Raw genomic sequence first — 18316 nt, forward strand, 5'->3', positions numbered from 1 at the left:
AGTGCCCAATCGACACTCATTGTTCTGGAAGCTGGCGATTCTGTTGGTGGGTTTCTGCCTATTGATGATCGGCCTGAGCTGGAGTTGGGGTCGGCACATGGAGACCCAGAACGCCTACCTGTCCAAAGAGGCGCGGGCTACTTTGATCGGTTATGCCGCCGAGGCCGAAAAGGCCTGGGAGCAGGGCGGGCGGGCCGGTGTCGATGCCTGGCTGGCTGAGATGGCCAGCAAGGAAAGTACCTGGATGAGTGTGCTGGGTGAAGACCTGCAGTCGTTGAGCAGCACCCCCCTGACACCTGAGCAAAGTCGCAAGGTCACCTTTCTGCGGGGCATCGACTGGCCTGTCAGCCGACGGGTGATCGGTTTGCCATGGATGCGCGTGCCGTTTGTGGAGCATCCAGAGCAGGGGCTGTTGGTGATCGAGTTGCCAGAGCGCCTGATGCCCGGACAGTACCGTCTGTTCTGGCAGTTCATGACCAATGGCGTCATTCCTGGCGTGTTCACGCTGCTGCTGTGTGTAGGCCTCTACCGCATGCTGATTATGCCCTTGATCCAGTTGCGCGAGCAGGCCAATGCCTGGCGTGCGGATCAGCTGTCGGCGCGGGTGGCCAGCAGTACCACCAGTCGCCAGGACGAGTTGGGCGAACTGGGGCGTGCCTTCGATGACATGGCTGAGCGCCTGCAAGGCACGGTCGCCTTGCAGCAGCAATTGCTGCGCGACCTGTCGCATGAACTGCGTACCCCCCTGAGCCGCCTGCGTGTGGCCTGCGAAGGTGACGCTGATGCTGCGCAGTTGCGCGAACGCCTGGGCCGTGAAGTCGACTGCATGCAGCGGCTGGTGGAGGATGCCTTGCAACTGGCCTGGCTCGATACTGAGCGGGCGCCGTTAAGCAAGGAGCCGATCCAGGTTCAGGCCCTGTGGGAAATGCTCGCCGAGGATGCCTGCTTTGAAAGCACCTGGCCGTCGACGCAATTGCAGTGCGACTTGGACGCTGCCTGCTGGGTGCAGGGCAACCTCAATAGCCTGGCCCAGGCGCTGGAGAACATTCTGCGCAATGCCATTCGGCACTCGCCAGGCACAGGCGTGATCCGCTTGGGCGGGCGCCGCCAGGGCGAACACTGGCTGTTGTGGCTGGAGGACCAGGGCGGCGGTATTGCCGAAGCCGACCTTGAGCGCATCTTTGCGCCGTTTACCCGGCTGGATGGTTCGCGTCCAGGGGACGGTGGTTTTGGCCTGGGCTTGAGCATTGCGCGCAATGCCATCGTCCGCCAAGGCGGGCGCTTGTGGGCGCAAAACACTGGCCAGGGCTTGCGCCTGAATATGCAGTTGCCGGTGGCAACTGGCGCTTTAAGCTACAAGCCATAAGCTGCAAGAGCAGACATCGCTTGCAGCTTGCTACTTATAGCTTGCAGCTATAACACCCACACATTGCGTGATATGGGCAAGGCTCGTTTGCCGGTATGATAGGCGCCCCCGCAGCCTGGATTGCGAACTACGCCATGACCTTGCAGTATCTAACCATCGCCGATTGCGTCGGCAACACGCCTTTGGTCCGCCTGCAACGCATGGGCGGTGAGACCAGCAACACTCTCCTGCTCAAGCTTGAAGGCAATAACCCGGCGGGTTCGGTCAAAGACCGGCCGGCGTTGTCGATGATCAGCCACGCCGAATTGCGCGGCCAGATCAAGCCAGGCGACACCCTGATCGAAGCGACGTCGGGCAACACCGGAATCGCCTTGGCCATGGCGGCGGCGATCAAGGGTTACAAGATGATCCTGATCATGCCTGACAACTCCAGTGCTGAACGCAAGGCAGCCATGACGGCCTATGGCGCCGAGCTGATCCTGGTCAGCAAAGAAGAAGGCATGGAGGGCGCTCGCGACCTGGCCGACCGGCTGCAGGCCGAAGGCCGTGGCCTGGTGCTCGACCAGTTCGGCAACGGTGACAATCCCGAAGCCCACTATGCCAGCACCGGCCCCGAGATCTGGCAGCAGACGCACGGCACCATCACCCATTTCGTCAGCTCCATGGGTACCACCGGCACTATCATGGGTTGCTCGCGGTACTTGAAGGAGCAAAACCCTGCGGTGCAGATTGTTGGCTTGCAACCGATGGAAGGCTCGGCGATCCCTGGCATTCGTCGCTGGCCAGAGGAATACCTGCCAAAGATTTACCAATCGGATCGCGTGGATCGCGTGGTCGACATGTCTCAGCATGAAGCCGAAGAGACCACCCGCCGTTTGGCCCGCGAAGAGGGCATTTTCTGCGGTGTGTCCTCGGGTGGTGCAGTGGCGGCCATGTTGCGCTTGTCCCGCGAGCTGGAAAACGCCGTGATCGTGGCAATCATTTGTGACCGTGGCGACCGTTATCTGTCGACCGGCATTTTCGACGCGGCGAACTGATGTCCAAAAGTAAACGCAACAGCGGCCTGCGCTTTCAGCCGGCCGGCGGCAGCCGTGCACCGCAGATCCCTACCGGCAAAAAACAACGCCTGCACATTGAGCGCTTGGCGGGGGATGGGCGTGGTATCGCCTTTGTTGAGGGGCGTACCTGGTTTGTCAGTGGCGCGCTGGCAGGCGAAGAGGTCGAAGCACGGGTGCTCAATGCCCACGGCAAAGTGGTCGAAGCACGCCTCGAACGGGTCTTCAGCGCTAGCCCAGAGCGTCGTGCGGCACCTTGCAAACATTACGCCCGCTGTGGTGGCTGCAACCTGCAACACCTGCCTCATGCTGAGCAGTTGGCACTCAAGCAGCGCCTGCTGGCCGAACAGCTGCAACGGGTCGCCGGAGTGGTGCCTGAGCGCTGGGCTGCTCCGCTGACTGGACCGGAATTTGGTTATCGGCGCCGTGCCCGGGTGGCGGTGCGTTGGGATAACAAAGCCAAGCAACTTGAAGTCGGTTTCCGCGCCGAAGCCAGCCAGGACATCGTCGCCATCGAAGAGTGCCCCGTACTGGTACAACCCTTGCAGTCGATCATGCGTCATCTGCCATTACTCTTGCAGAGCTTGAGCAAGCCGCAGGTGGTGGGCCATGTCGAGTTGTTCAGCGGCACGGCGCTGGCGTTGTTGCTGCGTCACACCGCGCCGTTGGCGGAGGGCGACCAGGCGCGCTTGCAGGCGTTCTGCACTGAAGCTGGTGTGCAGCTGTGGTTGCAAGGCGAGGGTGAACCTTATGCAGTGGATGCGGGTCAGACCCTCGGATTTGCTCTGGCCCCCTGGGGCCTGGAGCTGGCGTACCGGCCGGGAGATTTCGTTCAGGTCAACGCCGAGGTCAACACGGCGATGATCGAGCAGGCACTGGCCTGGTTGGCCCCGCAAGCCGATGAACGCGTGCTTGACCTGTTCTGCGGCCTGGGCAATTTTGCTCTGCCGCTGGCCCGGCAGGCGCGTGAAGTCGTCGCGGTGGAAGGTGTACAGGCAATGGTCGAGCGAGCAGCGGCCAATGCTCGAAGCAACAATTTGCATAACACGCAGTTTTTTCAGGCCGATTTATCGCAGCCATTGTCAGCCTCCGGCTGGGCCGTTGGAGGCTTTTCTGCGGTACTCTTGGATCCACCGCGAGACGGTGCTTACGAGGTGGTGCGAAAAATTGCAGACCTCGGAGCAAAACGTCTGGTGTATGTATCGTGCAACCCGGCAACCTTGGCCCGTGACACGCTCGAGCTGGTCAGGCAGGGTTACCGGTTAAAATGTGCCGGGATTCTCGACATGTTTCCTCAGACGGCGCATGTCGAAGCCATGGCGTTATTCGAAGCGGGCTAGCGGTACTGGCGCGTTGGGCGCTGCACCTTGGGTCCGGCAGGGGCAGCACCAGTGATTTCAAGCGCATCGCGAATGCGCTGTAGGGAAAGGTAAACAAAGATGGTACAGGTGAGAGTGCACCAGCCGGTCAACACCGACGGCAGTATCAATCTCGAAGCATGGCTGGATCATGTGGTGAGCGTCGACCTGGCGCTGGACCGCGAAGCCCTAAAAGAGGCTTGCGAGTTCGCCCAGGAAATCGAGAAAAAGGGTAACCCGGCCAAGCATTCCTGGGCCGATGGCACCTCCAGTTTCCAGGCCGGCCTGGAAATCGCCGAAATCCTCGCCGACCTCAAGCTCGACCAGGATTCGCTGGTGGCGGCGGTGATCTACCGCGCCGTGCGCGAAGGCAAAGTGACCCTGGCTGAAGTCGGCCAGCGCTTTGGCCCGGTGGTCTCCAAGTTGATTGACGGTGTGCTGCGCATGGCCGCCATCAGCGCCAGCCTCAGCCCCCGCCAGTCGCTGGTGCTGGGCTCTCAGGCGCAGGTCGAAAACCTGCGTAAGATGCTCGTGGCCATGGTTGATGACGTGCGCGTGGCGCTGATCAAGCTAGCCGAGCGAACCTGTGCGATCCGTGCGGTCAAAGGCGCCGACGACGAGAAGCGTCACCGCGTTGCTCGCGAAGTGTTCGACATTTACGCACCGCTGGCGCATCGCCTGGGTATCGGTCACATCAAGTGGGAACTGGAAGACCTGTCCTTCCGTTACCTTGAGCCGGATCAGTACAAGCAGATCGCCAAGCTTCTGCATGAGCGGCGCCTGGACCGTGAACGCTTCATCAGCGATGTGATGAACCAGCTGCAGAACGAATTGCTGGCCACCGGGGTCAAGGCAGACATCAGTGGCCGGGCCAAACACATCTATTCGATCTGGCGCAAAATGCAGCGCAAAGGCCTGGAGTTCAGCCAGATCTATGACGTGCGTGCGGTGCGTGTGCTGGTCCCGGAAATGCGCGACTGCTACACCGCGCTGGGGATCGTCCACACACTCTGGCGGCACATCCCCAAAGAGTTCGACGACTACATCGCCAACCCCAAGGAAAACGGCTACCGCTCCCTGCACACCGCGGTGATCGGCCCCGAGGGCAAGGTGCTTGAGGTGCAGATCCGTACCCATGCCATGCACGAAGAAGCCGAGCTTGGCGTCTGTGCGCACTGGCGTTACAAGGGCACTGACGTCAAATCCAGCTCCAACCACTACGAAGAGAAAATCTCCTGGTTGCGTCAGGTGCTGGAGTGGCATGAAGAGCTGGGTGACATCGGTGGCCTGGCTGAACAGCTGCGCGTTGATATCGAGCCGGACCGGGTCTATGTCTTCACTCCGGACGGGCACGCCATCGACCTGCCCAAAGGCGCGACGCCGCTGGACTTCGCCTATCGGGTGCATACCGAGATCGGCCACAACTGCCGCGGTGCGAAGATCAATGGGCGGATCGTGCCGCTCAACTACAGCCTGCAGACAGGCGAACAGGTCGAGATCATCACCAGCAAGCACGGCAATCCGAGCCGCGACTGGCTGAACTCGAACCTGGGCTATGTCACCACCTCACGGGCGCGGGCCAAGATCGTTCACTGGTTCAAGCTGCAGGCACGCGATCAGAACGTCGCTGCCGGCAAGACCCTGCTCGAACGTGAGCTCAACCGCCTGGGCTTGCCCCAAGTGGACTTCGAACGCCTGGCGGAAAAGGCCAACCTCAAGGCTGCCGAGGACATGTTCGCCTCCCTGGGGGCTGGCGACCTGCGCCTGGCGCACCTGGTCAACGCCGCCCAGCAACTGGTCGAACCGGAGCGCAGCGGGCACGTTGAGTTGGTACCGCGCAAAGCCACGGGTTACAAGCCGGGCAAGCGCGGCGATATCCAGATTCAAGGGGTCGGCAACCTGCTCACGCAAATGGCCGGCTGCTGCCAGCCGTTGCCGGGCGATGCGATCGTCGGCTACATCACGGTCGGTCGCGGGGTGACCATTCACCGTCAGGATTGCGCTTCGGTGCTGCAACTGGCCGGCCGTGAGCCAGAGCGGATCATCCAGGTCAGTTGGGGGCCGGTGCCGGTACAAACCTACCCGGTGGATATCATCATTCGTGCCTACGATCGTCCGGGTTTGCTGCGTGACGTCTCCCAGGTGCTGCTCAACGAGCGCATCAACGTTCTGGCGGTCAATACTCGCTCGAACAAGGAAGACAACACCGCGCTGATGTCGTTGACCATCGAGATTCCTGGCCTGGACGCCCTTGGGCGGTTGCTGGGGCGGATTTCGCAGTTGCCGAATATCATCGAGACGCGGCGTAATCGAACGCCTTGAGGTCACGTTGCTGGCAATGCCGGCTCCCACAGAAATTTGATGGGGCTGGTATTGCCAGTGATGACATGCACAGAGATCACACGATGTACACCCTAGACGACCTGCTCCACCTCATGGCCCGCCTGCGTGACCCGCAGTACGGTTGCCCGTGGGACCTCAAGCAGACCTACGCAAGCATCATCCCCTACACCCTCGAAGAAGCCTATGAAGTGGCCGACGCCATCGAGCGCAGCGATTTCGAGCACCTGCAGGGTGAGTTGGGCGATCTGCTGTTCCAGGTGGTCTACTACAGCCAGCTGGCCCGTGAAGAGGGTCGCTTCGAGTTTGCCGGGGTCATCGACAGCATCACCCGCAAGTTGATCCGTCGCCATCCTCACGTGTTCCCGACCGGTGAGCTCTATGCCCCGTTGGACGCGCCCAAGCTCGACGAGGCTCAGGTCAAGCAGCGCTGGGAAGAAATCAAAGCCCAGGAGCGGGCAGAGAAGGGTATCCCCGAACAACTGTCGTTGCTCGATGACGTCCCGGCTGCCTTGCCAGCACTGTCTCGAGCCGCCAAGCTGCAAAAGCGCACGGCCAAGGTTGGCTTTGATTGGCCCGATGCCTTGCCCGTGCTGGACAAGGTGCGCGAAGAGCTCGACGAAGTGCTTGAGGCCATGGCCGACAATGACAGCGCAGCGCTGGCCGACGAGCTGGGCGATTTGCTATTTGCCACCGTCAATTTGGCCCGGCATCTTAAGGTTGATCCGGAAAACGCCCTGCGCAGCGCCAACCAGAAATTTGAACGACGTTTCCGTTTTATCGAGCAGGCATTGCGCGAGAGCGGTCGTCCGATTGAAGATTGCACCCTAGAAGACATGGATGCGCTGTGGGGCGAAGCCAAACGTCAGGAAAAGAACCTGCCCAGCTGCGGCTGAGTAGACGCACATAAGTGAGTGAACGATGAGCCTTTCCCTTCGCGACCAATTGCTCAAAGCCGGTCTGGTCAACCAGAAGCAGGTCAAGCAGGTCAGTAAAGAACAGAAGAAACAGAAGCGCCTGGAGCATAAAGGCCAAGTCGAAGTCGACGACACCCAGCAGCGGCTGGCCAAGGAAGCCATGGCGGAAAAAGCCAAGCGCGACCAGGAGCTCAACCGCCAGCAGCAGGAAAAGGCCGAGCAGAAGGCCCGTGCCGCCCAGGTCAAGCAATTGATCGAGGTCTCGCGCCTGCCCAAGCTGACCACTGAGGACTACTACAACTTCGTCGACGACAAGAAGGTCAAGCGCCTGTCGGTCAACGCCCTGATGCGCAGCAAATTGAGCAGTGGGTCGTTGGCCATCGTTGCTCATGGCGGCGGTTATGAAGTGATCCCGCGTGAAGCGGCACTGAAGATCCAGGAGCGCGATCCCAAGCGGATTGTCTTGCTCAATACTCAGGTTGAAGCGCCGGATGCTGATGATCCCTACGCCGCCTACGTGATCCCTGATGATCTGATGTGGTAACAACGACAAACCCCGCTTCGGCGGGGTTTGTGTTTTCTGGAGGGGAGGCTATTCCTGTTGCTGTCTGGCTTCGAGGAATTCCAGTTCGATACGGTAATTGTGGGCTTCATGTTCCTGGTGGAACATACCGACCAGTTCGTCCTGCTGATGCACATCCCAGATGCGCAGGCCTGAAGCCAGGCTTTCATACGTCATTTTGCTTTCGTCGCGCTCAGTTACTTTGACAGTCATCTGCAAACTCCACTTTCAGTTAACTGCGGCACCGTGTCGCAGGTCTCTTTTATAGAATTTGTTAGCTGGCTAAGTAAATGCTTGGCCCATGAAACATCTTTCATGCTGCCTGTAGGAGTGGGTCAATCCGCTCTCACAAAAAAAGAAACCCCGCACTGGGCGGGGTTTCAGGTGTAACCAGCAGTCAGGCGATCAGTTGCCCTTGACCGACTTGCCGTCAACCGAGCCGTCTTGCAGCACGATCACGTATTCCTTGCCGTCAGTTTCGACCTGACGCAGTTGTACCAGCAGGTAATCCCAATCCTTGGCGAACCACAGCTCGGTGATGCGTTTGCTCTGGCTCGGGTCGCGTACACGCTCGACCTTGATGGCATCGACCTGACCGGTCTTGGTGGTGACTTTTTCGCTGCCCAGGACGCGGAAGTCATAGGTGTCGATTTCGTCGCCATCCACCACCTGGTAGCTCACGCTTTTTTTACCCGCCGCGACATCATGCTGCAGGGCCAGTTGGTAGGTGGACTTGTCCAGCACGCCACGGTTGAGGGGCAGGTTGACCGGGTCTCCACGGTCGCTGCCGGTGATCTTCTTGCTGGTCCAGTCAAAGTCGAGATCGACTTTTTTGGCCTTGCCCAAACCGCCACGTTCGAAGTGGTAGGTCAGTGGCAGCAGCGTGTCCTTGTCCAGGCGCAGGGTACTTTGCTCGGTCAGGCTGGCGATCATCATCGATGCCTTGAAGTTCAGGCTCCAGGTACCGTTGGCGTTCTTTTCCAGGCTGCGCTCGGCGGTGCCACTCATGGGCAGCTGCTTCCAGTCGGCGGTGTAGCTGGCCGAGAAAGGCTTGAGATCCGCTGCCTGAAGCGGCAGTGCGAGCACGGCAAGAGCGAAGAGCAGGGCGCGACGCATAATTTCTCCTAGGGTCGAATCAAGTGGCCGCTGGCCGCCAGAGGCTGGTCATCCAGTAGAGCACCGTGTTCACCCAGGCGCAAACGACCTTCGGCGAACCAGCGCACTGCCAGCGGGTAAATCTGGTGTTCCTGGCTGTGAACCCTTTGCGCCAAACGTTCTGGCGTGTCATCCAACTCTACCGGTATTACTGCCTGTACGACCAGCGGGCCGCCATCGAGTTCCTCGGTGACGAAATGCACGCTGCAACCGTGCTCACGATCACCGGCCTCTAGAGCGCGCTGATGGGTGTGCAGGCCCTTGTACTTGGGCAACAGGGACGGGTGGATGTTGAGCAGGCGGCCTTGATAGTGGCGCACGAAGCCGGCACTGAGAATGCGCATGAAACCCGCCAGTACCACCAGGTGTGGCTGATAGCCGTCGATCAACTCGACCAGTGCTGTGTCGAACGCCTCGCGGCCGTCGAAGGCCTTGTGGTCGAGCACAGCCGTGTCGATGCCTGCATCGCGGGCGCGTTGCAGGCCATAGGCATCGGCGCGGTTGGAGATGACCGCGCGGATCCGCACCGGGCTGTCGCCGGTGCGGAAACTGTCGATCAAGGCTTGCAGGTTACTGCCGGTGCCGGACAACAGCACCACAACATCACAAGACTTGCTTGGCATCAGTGCGCCTTGACGTTCTTCAGCTCGACCTGGGCAGCGCCTTCGGCGGCAACGCCGATCTGGCCGATGACCCATGGCTGCTCGCCGGAGTCGCGCAGGTTCTTCAGGGCGATGTCGACGTGCTCCTGTGCTACGCAGATGACCATACCGACGCCGCAGTTCAGGACGCGGTGCATTTCGTGCTCGTCGACGTTGCCTTGTTCCTGCAGCCAGTCAAATACCACTGGACGCTGCCAGCTGGCGACGTCAACAACAGCCTGAGCGCCTTTTGGCAGAACGCGTGGGATGTTGTCGAGCAGGCCACCACCGGTGATGTGGGCCATGGCCTTGACCGCGCCGGTGTCCTTGATCAGCTTGAGCAACGGCTTGACGTAGATACGGGTCGGGGCCATCAGCAGTTCGGTCAGCGGCGCGCCGTCGAGCTGGATGTTTTCGATGTCAGCACCGGCGACTTCGATGATCTTGCGGATCAGCGAGTAACCGTTGGAGTGTGGGCCGGAAGACGGCAGGGCGATCAGCGCGTCGCCAGTGGCAACCTTGGAACCGTCGATGATCTCGGCTTTTTCCACTACGCCTACGCAGAAACCGGCCAGGTCGTAGTCGTCGCCTTCGTACATGCCCGGCATTTCAGCGGTTTCACCGCCGACCAGGGAGCAGCCAGCCAGTTCGCAGCCAGCGCCAATGCCGGTGACCACGGTGGCCGCCACGTCGACGTTGAGCTTGCCGGTGGCGTAGTAGTCGAGGAAGAACAGGGGCTCGGCGCCACAGACCACCAGGTCGTTGACGCACATGGCGACCAGGTCCTGGCCGATGCTGTCGTGCTTGTTCAGGTTCAGCGCCAGACGCAGCTTGGTGCCGACACCGTCGGTACCAGAGACCAGAACTGGTTGTTTGTAGCCGGCCGGGATTTCACAGAGGGCGCCAAAACCGCCCAGGCCGCCCATGACTTCCGGGCGCGCCGTGCGCTTGGCAACGCCTTTGATGCGTTCGACCAATGCTTCACCGGCGTCGATGTCTACACCGGCGTCCTTGTAGCTCAGGGAGGGTTGCTTGCTCATGATCCAGGCCTTTAGGGGGGAGGGATTCAGGGGAATCGACCGTGACCTGCCAGGCAAGGCGGAGGGTAATCCGGCTGCCTGACCGTCGCCGGTCTGCGAAGGCGCGCGATTTTATCAGGGTTGCCCGGTAGCGGCCATCCTCAGGCCGACGGGCAGGGTCCTGATCTGCGAAAAAAATAGCCTTTAACCGTGTCTGACTGGTTGCCAGGGCGCAGGCTGTATAAGGTATAGCAAGGCGATGAGGTGAAATTGACCGTGCAGGCCGAATGTTTTGCCAACTGCTGCGGTCATACCGACATTCTTTGATAAACATCGCTTCTTTATTACCAGGACAGGAATCCTCCATGCGTTTGCGTAATTACCTGGCCGTTGGCTGTCTTGCCGTGTTTGGTCTGTCGGCTCAGGCCGAAACTGTCTCCGGCCTTTATCAGGTCCGTGAACCGGTCGACGGCCAAGGCGCCGAAGCCCGCACCCAGGCGACAGGCAAAGCCCTTGAAACCCTCGTGCTGCGCCTGACCGGCGACCCCAAGGCGGCACAAAGCCCAGCCCTGGCAGGGCTGCGTAAGGATCCACAACAGATCATCAGCCAGTTCGGCTTCGAGGCCGGGCCGCCCGAGACCGTGCTGGTGGATTTCGATCCGGGCAGCACCGAGCGCACCTTGCGCCAGGCGGGCCTGGCACTGTGGGGTAACAACCGGCCTTCGATTCTGGGCTGGTGGTTGAACGACAGCGTTGAAGGCTCGAGCCTGATCGGCGACGGTCAAAGCAGTGCCGAAGCCCTGCGTCGCGCGGCTCAGCACCGTGGCTTGCCGTTGCGTCTGCCGCTGGCCGACCTCAGTGAGCAATTGGTGGCCACCGCAAAAAATCTGGAAGGGGCTGACCCTGCGCCACTGCGTGAGGCTTCCGAGCGTTATGGTGCTGATGCCTTGCTGGCGGTGCATGCCAGCGAAGCGGAGGGCAAGTGGCAGGGCACCTGGCGTCTATGGCTGGGTGAGCAGCGTGAGCAGGGCAAAGTTGAAGGCACCGACCAGGCTGCACTGGCGGATGCCGTGATGCTGGCGGTCAGCAACCGCCTGGCACCCCGTTTTGTCACCCGTCCTGGCGCCAGCAGCGACATGCAGGTGCAGGTTCAGGGCATGAACCTGGCACGCTATGCCGAGCTCGGCAGAGTGCTGGAGCCTTATGGGGCGCGCTTGAATCAAGTGCAAGGCGATACCTTGACCTATCACGTGACCGGCAACAGCGATCAGTTGCGTGCCCAGTTGGGCCTGGCCAAGCTGCAGGAGTTGCCCGCCGAAGCGCCAGTTGCACCGCCAGCTGCCGACCCGGCGAATCCTGGGGCAACCCAGGCCGCTGCGCCGACCCCCTTCAATGGCCTGCGTTTTCGTTGGTAATCCCTGACCTGGCCTGGAGCCGTTCATGACTGATATGCGTCGCTGGGTGTGGCTTGGCGTAGCGTTACTGTGCGCCGCCTTGCTGTACTGGCTGCACCCGATTCTTTCACCGTTTCTAGTGGGCATCCTCCTGGCCTACCTGGCCGATCCCCTGGTAGATCGTCTGGAGCGTGCCGGGCTGTCCCGCACCTGGGGCGTGGTGTTGGTGTTCACCTTGTTTACCCTGCTGTTTACCTTGTTGTTGCTGGTGCTGGTGCCGATGCTGGCCAAGCAGCTGGTGCGTCTCTACGAGCTGGCACCGCAAATGCTCGACTGGTTGCAGCATGGCGCCTTGCCCTGGGTGCAGACCCGTCTTGGGCTGGCCGAAGGCTTCTGGAAGTTCGACAAGATCAAAGCGGCCATCAGTGGTCACATGGGGCAGACCAGCGACATCGTCGGTGTCATTCTGTCGCGGGCTACAGCGTCGGGGCTGGCGCTGCTCGGTTGGTTGGCCAACCTGGTGCTGATCCCGGTGGTGAGCTTCTATCTGTTGCGCGACTGGGACCTGATGATGGCCAAGATCCGCGGCCTGCTGCCACGCCAACGCGAGGAGCGGCTGGTGGCGCTGGCGGGAGAGTGCCACGAAGTGCTCGGTGCTTTCGTCCGTGGCCAGTTGCTGGTGATGCTGGCGCTGGGGGTGATCTATGCGTCCGGCTTGATGCTGGTCGGCCTTGAACTGGGTCTGTTGATTGGCTTGCTCGCGGGGCTGGCAGCCATCGTGCCGTACATGGGCTTCATTATCGGTATTGGCGCCGCAATGGTGGCCGGGCTGTTCCAGTTTGGCGGTGATCCTTATCCGCTGCTGGCGATTGCCGCGGTGTTCATGGTCGGCCAAGCCCTGGAAGGCATGGTCCTGACGCCCTTGCTGGTCGGAGACCGTATTGGTCTGCACCCGGTGGCGGTGATTTTCGCCATTCTCGCCGGGGGTGAGTTGTTCGGTTTCACCGGTGTTCTCCTGGCTCTACCAGTGGCCGCGGTGATCATGGTGCTGTTGCGTCACGTCCACGATCTCTATAAAGAGTCGGGTATGTATGGCGGGGAGATTGATCCGGATCTCTAGCTTAATAGCCAAAGGCCTGCATCGATTCTCAGGTGCCGATGCAAGCCTTTGATTTTACTTGTGGTCCACGCCGATTGTGCGACCGGCGCCACGGGTATAAACTTTGCAGACTTTTCACAAAAGGCCCCTTGTGGTTCTTCGGAACTGCCCAGCCAGCATGAAACCGATCCAGTTGCCCTTGGGTGTGCGTCTGCGTGACGACGCCACCTTCATCAACTACTACCCGGGTGCCAACGCCGCCGCATTGGGCTACGTCGAGCGACTCTGCGAAGCCGACGCCGGCTGGACCGAAAGCTTGATCTACCTTTGGGGCAAGCAGGGCGTCGGGCGTACTCATTTGCTGCAAGCGGCCTGCCTGCGTTTCGAGCAGTTGGGCGAACCTGCTGTCTACCTGCCGTTGGCGCAACTGCTCGATCGTGGTGTCGAACTGCTGGATAACCTGGAGCAGTACGAACTGGTGTGCCTGGACGACCTGCATGTCATTGCTGGCAAGCCGGAGTGGGAAGAGGCCATGTTCCACCTATTCAACCGCCTGCGTGACAGCGGTCGACGCTTGTTGCTGGCGGCTTCCAGTTCGCCGCGGGAACTGCCGATCAAACTGGCTGACCTCAAATCGCGCCTGACCCTGGCGCTGATTTTCCAGATGCGCGCACTGTCGGATGAAGACAAGCTGCGTGCCCTGCAGCTGCGTGCCTCGCGCCGTGGCCTGCACCTGACCGACGAGGTCGGGCATTTCATTCTCACCCGTGGCACGCGCAGCATGAGTGCCTTGTTCGACTTGCTCGAACGCCTCGATCAGGCCTCTTTGCAGGCTCAGCGCAAGCTGACCATCCCGTTTTTGAAAGAAACTTTGGGCTGGTAACGCAGGGAATAGAGCCTCGGCACATAAAAGTCACATTTTTTTCGATTGAATTTGCAAATCGACCCGATAGAAGGCATAGTTTCACCCTCTTTAAATTCCAGACACGGTCGTGCCCATGCTAAAGCGCTTCGCACCCCTCGTGCCCCTCGCACTCGTGACCCTGCTTTTTGGCTGCGCGGCTCATAGCCCTGTTTCGCAGCAGCAGGCTCAACAGCCGGTTACCGCTCAGGTTTCGACCAAGTCCTCCCTCGCTGCAACGTTTGAGGAAGAGCTGGCAGCCGAAGAAGAACTGAAGAATTTCGCCAGCAGCAAGCCTTACCAGCTGCCAGCCTTGGCTGACAACATTCTCGAACGTGGTATGTCGCTGATCGGTACCCGCTACCGTTTCGGTGGTACCTCCGAGAACACCGGCTTTGATTGCAGCGGCTTCATCGGCTACCTGTTCCGTGAAGAGGCTGGCCTGAACCTGCCGCGTTCCACTCGCGAAATGATCAACGTTAAAGCGCCGCTGGTTGCACGCAATAACCTCAAGCCAGGTGACTTGCTGTTTTTCAGCACCAATGGCCGCGGTCGCGTCAGCCACGCCGGGATCTACCTGGGGGATGACCAGTTCATCCACTCCAGCAGCCGCCGCAGTGGTGGTGTGCGCATCGACAAGCTCGGTGACCGCTACTGGAGCAAGACCTTTATCGAAGCTAAACGCGCATTGGCCATGGCACCTACCGCAACCACCATCTCGCGTAACTGATCATAAGCCTGGCGGTATCACGGCGACGTTGCTGAAAAGCGCGTCGCCGTGCGTATTTACAGAAAGCGTCTAATCTAAATTCTCAACTATTTCCGGCCCACCGCCGGACGGCTTCAGACAGGATGTTCTGACCATGGCGATGAAGGCGCGCTTCGCTCTATTTTCCCTGCTGGCACTGCTCGGTGCCTGCTCAAGCCATGCCCCGACCCCGCCCAAGGTGGTCGAGCCAGCCGTCATGGCACCTCAAGTGTATTTCTCCCCCGTTGCCGAAGATGTGCTGTTCCGTGCCTTGGGCCTGGTCGGTACGCCGTATCAGTGGGGTGGCAACACACCCGACTCGGGTTTTGATTGCAGCGGCTTGATCGGTTACGTCTATCGTGACGCCGCCGGCGTTGCCTTGCCACGTACCACCCGCGAAATGATCGGTATCCGTGCGCCCAGCATCGATCGTGGTGCCTTGCAGTCGGGTGACCTGGTGTTCTTTGCTACCAACGGTGGCTCGCAGGTCAGTCATGCCGGCATCTATGTCGGTGAAGGCCGCTTTGTTCATGCCCCTTCGGCAGGCGGCACCGTGCGTCTGGACTACCTGTCCAACAGCTACTGGAACAAAGCCTACCTCAATGCCAAGCGCGTCCTGCCGCCTGCCCTGGCGCGTAATCCCTGACTTTGCGAGGTAGGCGATGACGGCGCAAACGCTCTACCTCGACGATGCTCTCTACCACTACCTGCAGTCGGTGTCGATTCGCGAGACACCGTTGCTGGCCCGCTTGCGCGCCGAAACCCAGGTATTGCCCGAAGCGCGCTGGCAGGTGGCGCCGGAGCAGGGACAGTTGTTGGCGTTGTTGGTGCGATTGATTGGCGCCCAGCGAGTGATCGAAGTTGGCACATTCACTGGCTACAGCGCGCTGTGTATGGCCCAGGCCATGGAGCAGGGGCAATTGTTGTGCTGCGACCTTGAAGGTAGCTACAACGCCATTGCCTGGCGCTATTGGCACGAGGCGGGCGTGGCCCAGCGTATCGACCTGCGTTTGGCGCCTGCCTTGCAGACACTGGCGACGTTGCCGGCAGCGCGTTATGACCTGATCTTCATCGACGCCGACAAGGCCAACTACCCACACTACCTGGAAGAGGCCCTGCGCTTGCTGCGCACGGGAGGGCTGGTGCTGTTCGATAACACCCTGTGGAGCGGGCGGGTGCTTCAGGAGCAGCCGGACAGTGACGATACCCGAGCGATCCAGGCATTGAACCTGGGGCTCAAGGATGACCCACGGGTGGACCTGTCGATGTTGCCGATAGGGGATGGTTTGACCTTGTGTCGTAAGCGTTGAGGCGTCACGTTGCCACGATACGTTACCTGGCCTTGCTCACCCGCCAGATCGTGTTACCGACATCGTCCGCCACCAATACCCCCCCGCGCTGATCATTGATCACTCCGACGGGGCGCCCCATGGCCTTGCCTTCTTCAGTGAGAAACCCGGTGAGCACGTCGATCGGCTTGCCCGCCGGTTTACCCGCCGTACTGAACGGCACAAAAATGACCTTGTAGCCGCTGTGTGGCTTGCGGTTCCAGGAGCCGTGCTGGCCAATGAATGCACCCAGCTCGAACGGCGGCGGCAGTACGCCGGGCTCAGCAAAGGTAAGACCCAGCGAGGCAGTATGCGGTCCCACCGCGTAGTCGGGGGTAATGGCCTTGGCGACCAACTGCGGATCCTGCGGGCTGACTCGTTGATCGACGTGCTGGCCGTAATAGCTGTAGGGCCAGCCGTAAAAGCCGCCGTCCTTGACCGAGGTAATGTAGTCAGGCACCAGATCACTGCCGATCTCGTCGCGCTCATTCACCGCCGTCCACAGTTGCCCGGTATGCGGCTCCCAGGCCATACCGTTGGGGTTGCGCAGGCCCGAGGCAAACAGGCGCTGCTGGCCACTGGCGGGGTCGACTTCCCAGATCGCGGCGCGGCCTTTTTCCTGGTCCATGCCGTTTTCGCCGACATTGCTGTTAGAGCCGACGGTGACGTAAAGCTTCTTGCCGTCACGGCTGGCAATGACGTTCTTGGTCCAGTGATGATTCAACGGGCCGCCAGGCAACTCGGCGACCACCGCCGCAGGTGTGGTGATCGAGGTGGCCCCGGGTTCATAGCGAAAGCGCAGCAGGCGGTCGGTATCGGCTACGTAGAAGTCATTGCCGACCAGGGTCATGCCAAACGGTGAATTGAGGTTTTCGATAAAGGTTGTGCGGGTTTCGGCCACACCGTCGTGATCACTGTCGCGCAACAGGCTGATGCGATTAGGGCTGGGGACCCCGGCACCAGCACGTTTCATCACCTTGCCCATGACCCAGCCACGAATGCCTTTGCCGTCTTCAGGCTTGGGCGGCGCATTGGTTTCGGCGACCAGTACGTCGCCATTGGGCAGCACATAGAGCCAGCGCGGATGGTCCAGGCCGTCGGCGAACGCGGCGACCTGCGTGCCAGGCGCCGCGACCGGCGTGCGGCCTTGTGGCCAGCCGACGGCGGGGGCGATGTTGACGGTCGGGATCAAGGTCTTGTTCGGTTCCGGCAGTTGCGGTGACGGGCCAAAGCCATCGCTCACTTGCAGGCGGGCACTTTCGCCGCAGCCGCTCAGTCCCGCACTTATTGCCAGCAGCAGTACAGTCGGTGCCTTGCCCATGTCGGTGTCCCTCGCGAAGTTGGCCTCTATGCTAGTAGAGGCAGCTAGGCGCGGGAGGTTCCCTCGACATCAGGCCTGCTTGAGCAGCAGGGCAACCCCGGGGTGATACTGCCCGGCCTCGTTATGCAACTTGCGGTAGGCATAAGGGAAGTACCAGGCAATCGCGCAGGCGGTATGCTTTTGCAGGTCGTCGACCAGATCCTGGAGTTCTTCGGGGCTGGCATGCTGGCCGGCTTTGAAGGGGCTGGCGAACAACGCCGCCACCTTGAGCTGACTAGGGGCCGCGACCTGGCGGGCGGCATAAACGGTTTCCTGCAGGGCATTGTTCAGGTCGAGGCGGGCGATTCGCGGCCAGCGCTGGCTGGTTTGCAGGTAGGCGGCTTCTTCGCGGTTGGCGATGTACAGGTCGCAGCGACCTTCACGCTCACCTTCATCGCGTTGTTTCTTACTCTGGTGATGCTGCAGGGTCACCAGTTCTGCTTGCCAGGCAGCCGCCGAGAGCAGGCTTAGGTTGGCTTGGGTGCCATGCCAATAAGCGGCTTCGTTGTCGCCCAGGGTCTGGTTGAGGCGGTCGATGCAGTCGAACCAGCGCTCCAGGGCCGGGCGCAGAAATTCCAGGCGCGGGTTGTTGATGATCAGTCCTTGCATGCCGTTCTCTCCGTTGTCGTTGTATTCGAGTACAGCCAGTTGTGGCTATTTGATATCACTGCTATCAGGCTGGCACAAGATGACAAAAGCGCCATTGATCCAGGCCAGTGCAGTGCCTTTCATTGACGCTCCGGGTGCAACCCTCTAACCTTCGCGACTTGTTTCAGGTGCTCTGTGGGCTTTGGCCTGGCAGGGTGAAACAGGGAAGCCGGTGGGCACGTCAATCGCGTGCGAGTCCGGCGCTGCCCCCGCAACGGTAGGTGAGTCAAGGCCGCGCATGGCCACTGGGTGATCAGGCCCGGGAAGGCGCGCGACCCTGGGTGTTCATGACCCCGCTCACAAGCCCGGAGACCGGCCTGTAACAGCCAACGGCATCACGGAGGGTGATGCGCGGTTCTTTCGGCTCGTGCCGCAGTCCTGCGCGTTTCTCCGTCTGCCTTATCCATTGATCTGCAGCCATATCC

18 protein-coding genes and 1 riboswitch are annotated in these 18316 nt (G+C 60.7%); of the genes, 12 read left to right on the forward strand and 6 right to left on the reverse strand.

Going from position 1 to position 18316, the window contains the following annotated elements; all coding sequences use genetic code 11:
• Position 1: 1 nt before the first annotated feature.
• From CX511_RS06830 to CX511_RS06855, 6 genes are all read left to right on the forward strand, one after another.
• On the forward strand, positions 2-1366 hold the full coding sequence (locus tag CX511_RS06830; RefSeq protein ID WP_220639106.1) for a sensor histidine kinase: 1365 nt from the start codon (positions 2-4) through the stop codon (positions 1364-1366).
• Between the two features lie 134 nt (positions 1367-1500).
• Positions 1501-2403 carry a cysteine synthase CysM gene (gene cysM / locus CX511_RS06835; RefSeq protein ID WP_177409677.1) on the forward strand — a complete coding sequence of 301 codons (903 nt, stop codon included), beginning with the start codon at positions 1501-1503 and terminating at the stop codon, positions 2401-2403.
• Positions 2403-3761, forward strand: coding sequence for a 23S rRNA (uracil(1939)-C(5))-methyltransferase RlmD (rlmD, locus tag CX511_RS06840; protein WP_101292231.1), 1359 nt, complete (start codon positions 2403-2405; stop codon positions 3759-3761). Before cysM ends, rlmD begins: the two co-directional genes overlap by 1 nt.
• Before the next feature lie 99 nt (positions 3762-3860).
• Positions 3861-6101 (forward strand): GTP diphosphokinase, encoded by a 2241-nt coding sequence (relA, locus tag CX511_RS06845; protein ID WP_045187403.1) that lies wholly within the window; start codon positions 3861-3863, stop codon positions 6099-6101.
• Between the two features lie 83 nt (positions 6102-6184).
• Positions 6185-7015, forward strand: coding sequence for a nucleoside triphosphate pyrophosphohydrolase (mazG, locus tag CX511_RS06850; protein WP_101292232.1), 831 nt, complete (start codon positions 6185-6187; stop codon positions 7013-7015).
• A 25-nt stretch (positions 7016-7040) separates the two neighbouring features.
• Positions 7041-7580 (forward strand): DUF2058 domain-containing protein, encoded by a 540-nt coding sequence (locus tag CX511_RS06855; RefSeq protein ID WP_045187399.1) that lies wholly within the window; start codon positions 7041-7043, stop codon positions 7578-7580.
• Positions 7581-7628: 48 nt separating this feature from the next.
• On the opposite strand, the gene CX511_RS06860 is transcribed toward CX511_RS06855, so the two are convergent.
• From CX511_RS06860 to purM, 4 genes are all read right to left on the reverse strand, one after another.
• A complete protein-coding gene (locus CX511_RS06860; protein WP_045187398.1) occupies positions 7629-7811 on the reverse strand; it encodes a hypothetical protein in 183 nt (60 codons plus the stop codon).
• A 192-nt stretch (positions 7812-8003) separates the two neighbouring features.
• On the reverse strand, positions 8004-8714 hold the full coding sequence (locus CX511_RS06865; RefSeq protein ID WP_045187396.1) for a DUF3108 domain-containing protein: 711 nt from the start codon (positions 8712-8714) through the stop codon (positions 8004-8006).
• An 8-nt stretch (positions 8715-8722) separates the two neighbouring features.
• On the reverse strand, positions 8723-9376 hold the full coding sequence (gene purN, locus CX511_RS06870; RefSeq protein WP_045187394.1) for a phosphoribosylglycinamide formyltransferase: 654 nt from the start codon (positions 9374-9376) through the stop codon (positions 8723-8725).
• Positions 9376-10434 carry a phosphoribosylformylglycinamidine cyclo-ligase gene (gene purM, locus CX511_RS06875; protein WP_101292233.1) on the reverse strand — a complete coding sequence of 353 codons (1059 nt, stop codon included), beginning with the start codon at positions 10432-10434 and terminating at the stop codon, positions 9376-9378. The genes purN and purM overlap by 1 nt, the downstream gene beginning before the upstream one ends.
• 344 nt (positions 10435-10778) lie before the next feature.
• Between purM and CX511_RS06880 the strand changes: the two genes are divergently transcribed.
• The 6 genes from CX511_RS06880 (at position 10779) to CX511_RS06905 (ending at position 15865) form a co-directional block, all read left to right on the forward strand.
• Entirely contained in the window at positions 10779-11828 is a 1050-nt protein-coding gene (locus CX511_RS06880; protein ID WP_045187390.1) for a DUF2066 domain-containing protein, read from the forward strand.
• 25 nt (positions 11829-11853) lie between these two features.
• A complete protein-coding gene (locus CX511_RS06885; RefSeq protein ID WP_045187389.1) occupies positions 11854-12927 on the forward strand; it encodes an AI-2E family transporter in 1074 nt (357 codons plus the stop codon).
• A gap of 157 nt (positions 12928-13084) precedes the next feature.
• Positions 13085-13789: a DnaA regulatory inactivator Hda gene (gene hda / locus CX511_RS06890; RefSeq protein WP_010220358.1), complete on the forward strand. Its 705-nt coding sequence runs from the start codon at positions 13085-13087 to the stop codon at positions 13787-13789.
• Between the two features lie 115 nt (positions 13790-13904).
• Entirely contained in the window at positions 13905-14537 is a 633-nt protein-coding gene (locus CX511_RS06895; protein ID WP_045187387.1) for a C40 family peptidase, read from the forward strand.
• A gap of 133 nt (positions 14538-14670) precedes the next feature.
• Entirely contained in the window at positions 14671-15201 is a 531-nt protein-coding gene (locus tag CX511_RS06900) for a C40 family peptidase (protein WP_045187385.1), read from the forward strand.
• A 16-nt stretch (positions 15202-15217) separates the two neighbouring features.
• A complete protein-coding gene (locus CX511_RS06905; protein ID WP_101292234.1) occupies positions 15218-15865 on the forward strand; it encodes an O-methyltransferase in 648 nt (215 codons plus the stop codon).
• A 22-nt stretch (positions 15866-15887) separates the two neighbouring features.
• Here CX511_RS06905 and CX511_RS06910 read toward each other — a convergent pair whose 3' ends face one another.
• Together CX511_RS06910 and CX511_RS06915 are read right to left on the reverse strand one after the other, a co-directional pair.
• On the reverse strand, positions 15888-17204 hold the full coding sequence (locus tag CX511_RS06910) for a PQQ-dependent sugar dehydrogenase (protein ID WP_101292235.1): 1317 nt from the start codon (positions 17202-17204) through the stop codon (positions 15888-15890).
• Positions 17205-17273: 69 nt separating this feature from the next.
• Positions 17274-17852 carry a hypothetical protein gene (locus CX511_RS06915; RefSeq protein ID WP_045187379.1) on the reverse strand — a complete coding sequence of 193 codons (579 nt, stop codon included), beginning with the start codon at positions 17850-17852 and terminating at the stop codon, positions 17274-17276.
• Between the two features lie 148 nt (positions 17853-18000).
• A riboswitch (cobalamin riboswitch) is annotated at positions 18001-18226 on the forward strand.
• The last annotated feature ends 90 nt before the right edge of the window (positions 18227-18316 follow it).

Origin of the sequence: Pseudomonas sp. S06B 330 (genome assembly GCF_002845275.2) — a bacterium.
Taxonomy (GTDB): Bacteria; Pseudomonadota; Gammaproteobacteria; order Pseudomonadales; family Pseudomonadaceae; genus Aquipseudomonas.

Coding starts and splice junctions, on each gene's coding strand:
- mazG (WP_101292232.1), top strand. CDS start 6,185: ATGTACACCCTAGACGACCTGCTCCACCTCATGGCCCGCCTGCGTGAC.
- CX511_RS06900 (WP_045187385.1), top strand. CDS start 14,671: ATGGCGATGAAGGCGCGCTTCGCTCTATTTTCCCTGCTGGCACTGCTC.
- hda (WP_010220358.1), top strand. CDS start 13,085: ATGAAACCGATCCAGTTGCCCTTGGGTGTGCGTCTGCGTGACGACGCC.
- CX511_RS06910 (WP_101292235.1), bottom strand. CDS start 17,204: ATGGGCAAGGCACCGACTGTACTGCTGCTGGCAATAAGTGCGGGACTG.
- rlmD (WP_101292231.1), top strand. CDS start 2,403: ATGTCCAAAAGTAAACGCAACAGCGGCCTGCGCTTTCAGCCGGCCGGC.
- cysM (WP_177409677.1), top strand. CDS start 1,501: ATGACCTTGCAGTATCTAACCATCGCCGATTGCGTCGGCAACACGCCT.
- CX511_RS06865 (WP_045187396.1), bottom strand. CDS start 8,714: ATGCGTCGCGCCCTGCTCTTCGCTCTTGCCGTGCTCGCACTGCCGCTT.
- relA (WP_045187403.1), top strand. CDS start 3,861: ATGGTACAGGTGAGAGTGCACCAGCCGGTCAACACCGACGGCAGTATC.
- CX511_RS06860 (WP_045187398.1), bottom strand. CDS start 7,811: ATGACTGTCAAAGTAACTGAGCGCGACGAAAGCAAAATGACGTATGAA.
- CX511_RS06880 (WP_045187390.1), top strand. CDS start 10,779: ATGCGTTTGCGTAATTACCTGGCCGTTGGCTGTCTTGCCGTGTTTGGT.
- CX511_RS06885 (WP_045187389.1), top strand. CDS start 11,854: ATGACTGATATGCGTCGCTGGGTGTGGCTTGGCGTAGCGTTACTGTGC.
- CX511_RS06855 (WP_045187399.1), top strand. CDS start 7,041: ATGAGCCTTTCCCTTCGCGACCAATTGCTCAAAGCCGGTCTGGTCAAC.
- CX511_RS06905 (WP_101292234.1), top strand. CDS start 15,218: ATGACGGCGCAAACGCTCTACCTCGACGATGCTCTCTACCACTACCTG.
- purN (WP_045187394.1), bottom strand. CDS start 9,376: ATGCCAAGCAAGTCTTGTGATGTTGTGGTGCTGTTGTCCGGCACCGGC.
- CX511_RS06915 (WP_045187379.1), bottom strand. CDS start 17,852: ATGCAAGGACTGATCATCAACAACCCGCGCCTGGAATTTCTGCGCCCG.
- purM (WP_101292233.1), bottom strand. CDS start 10,434: ATGAGCAAGCAACCCTCCCTGAGCTACAAGGACGCCGGTGTAGACATC.
- CX511_RS06895 (WP_045187387.1), top strand. CDS start 13,905: ATGCTAAAGCGCTTCGCACCCCTCGTGCCCCTCGCACTCGTGACCCTG.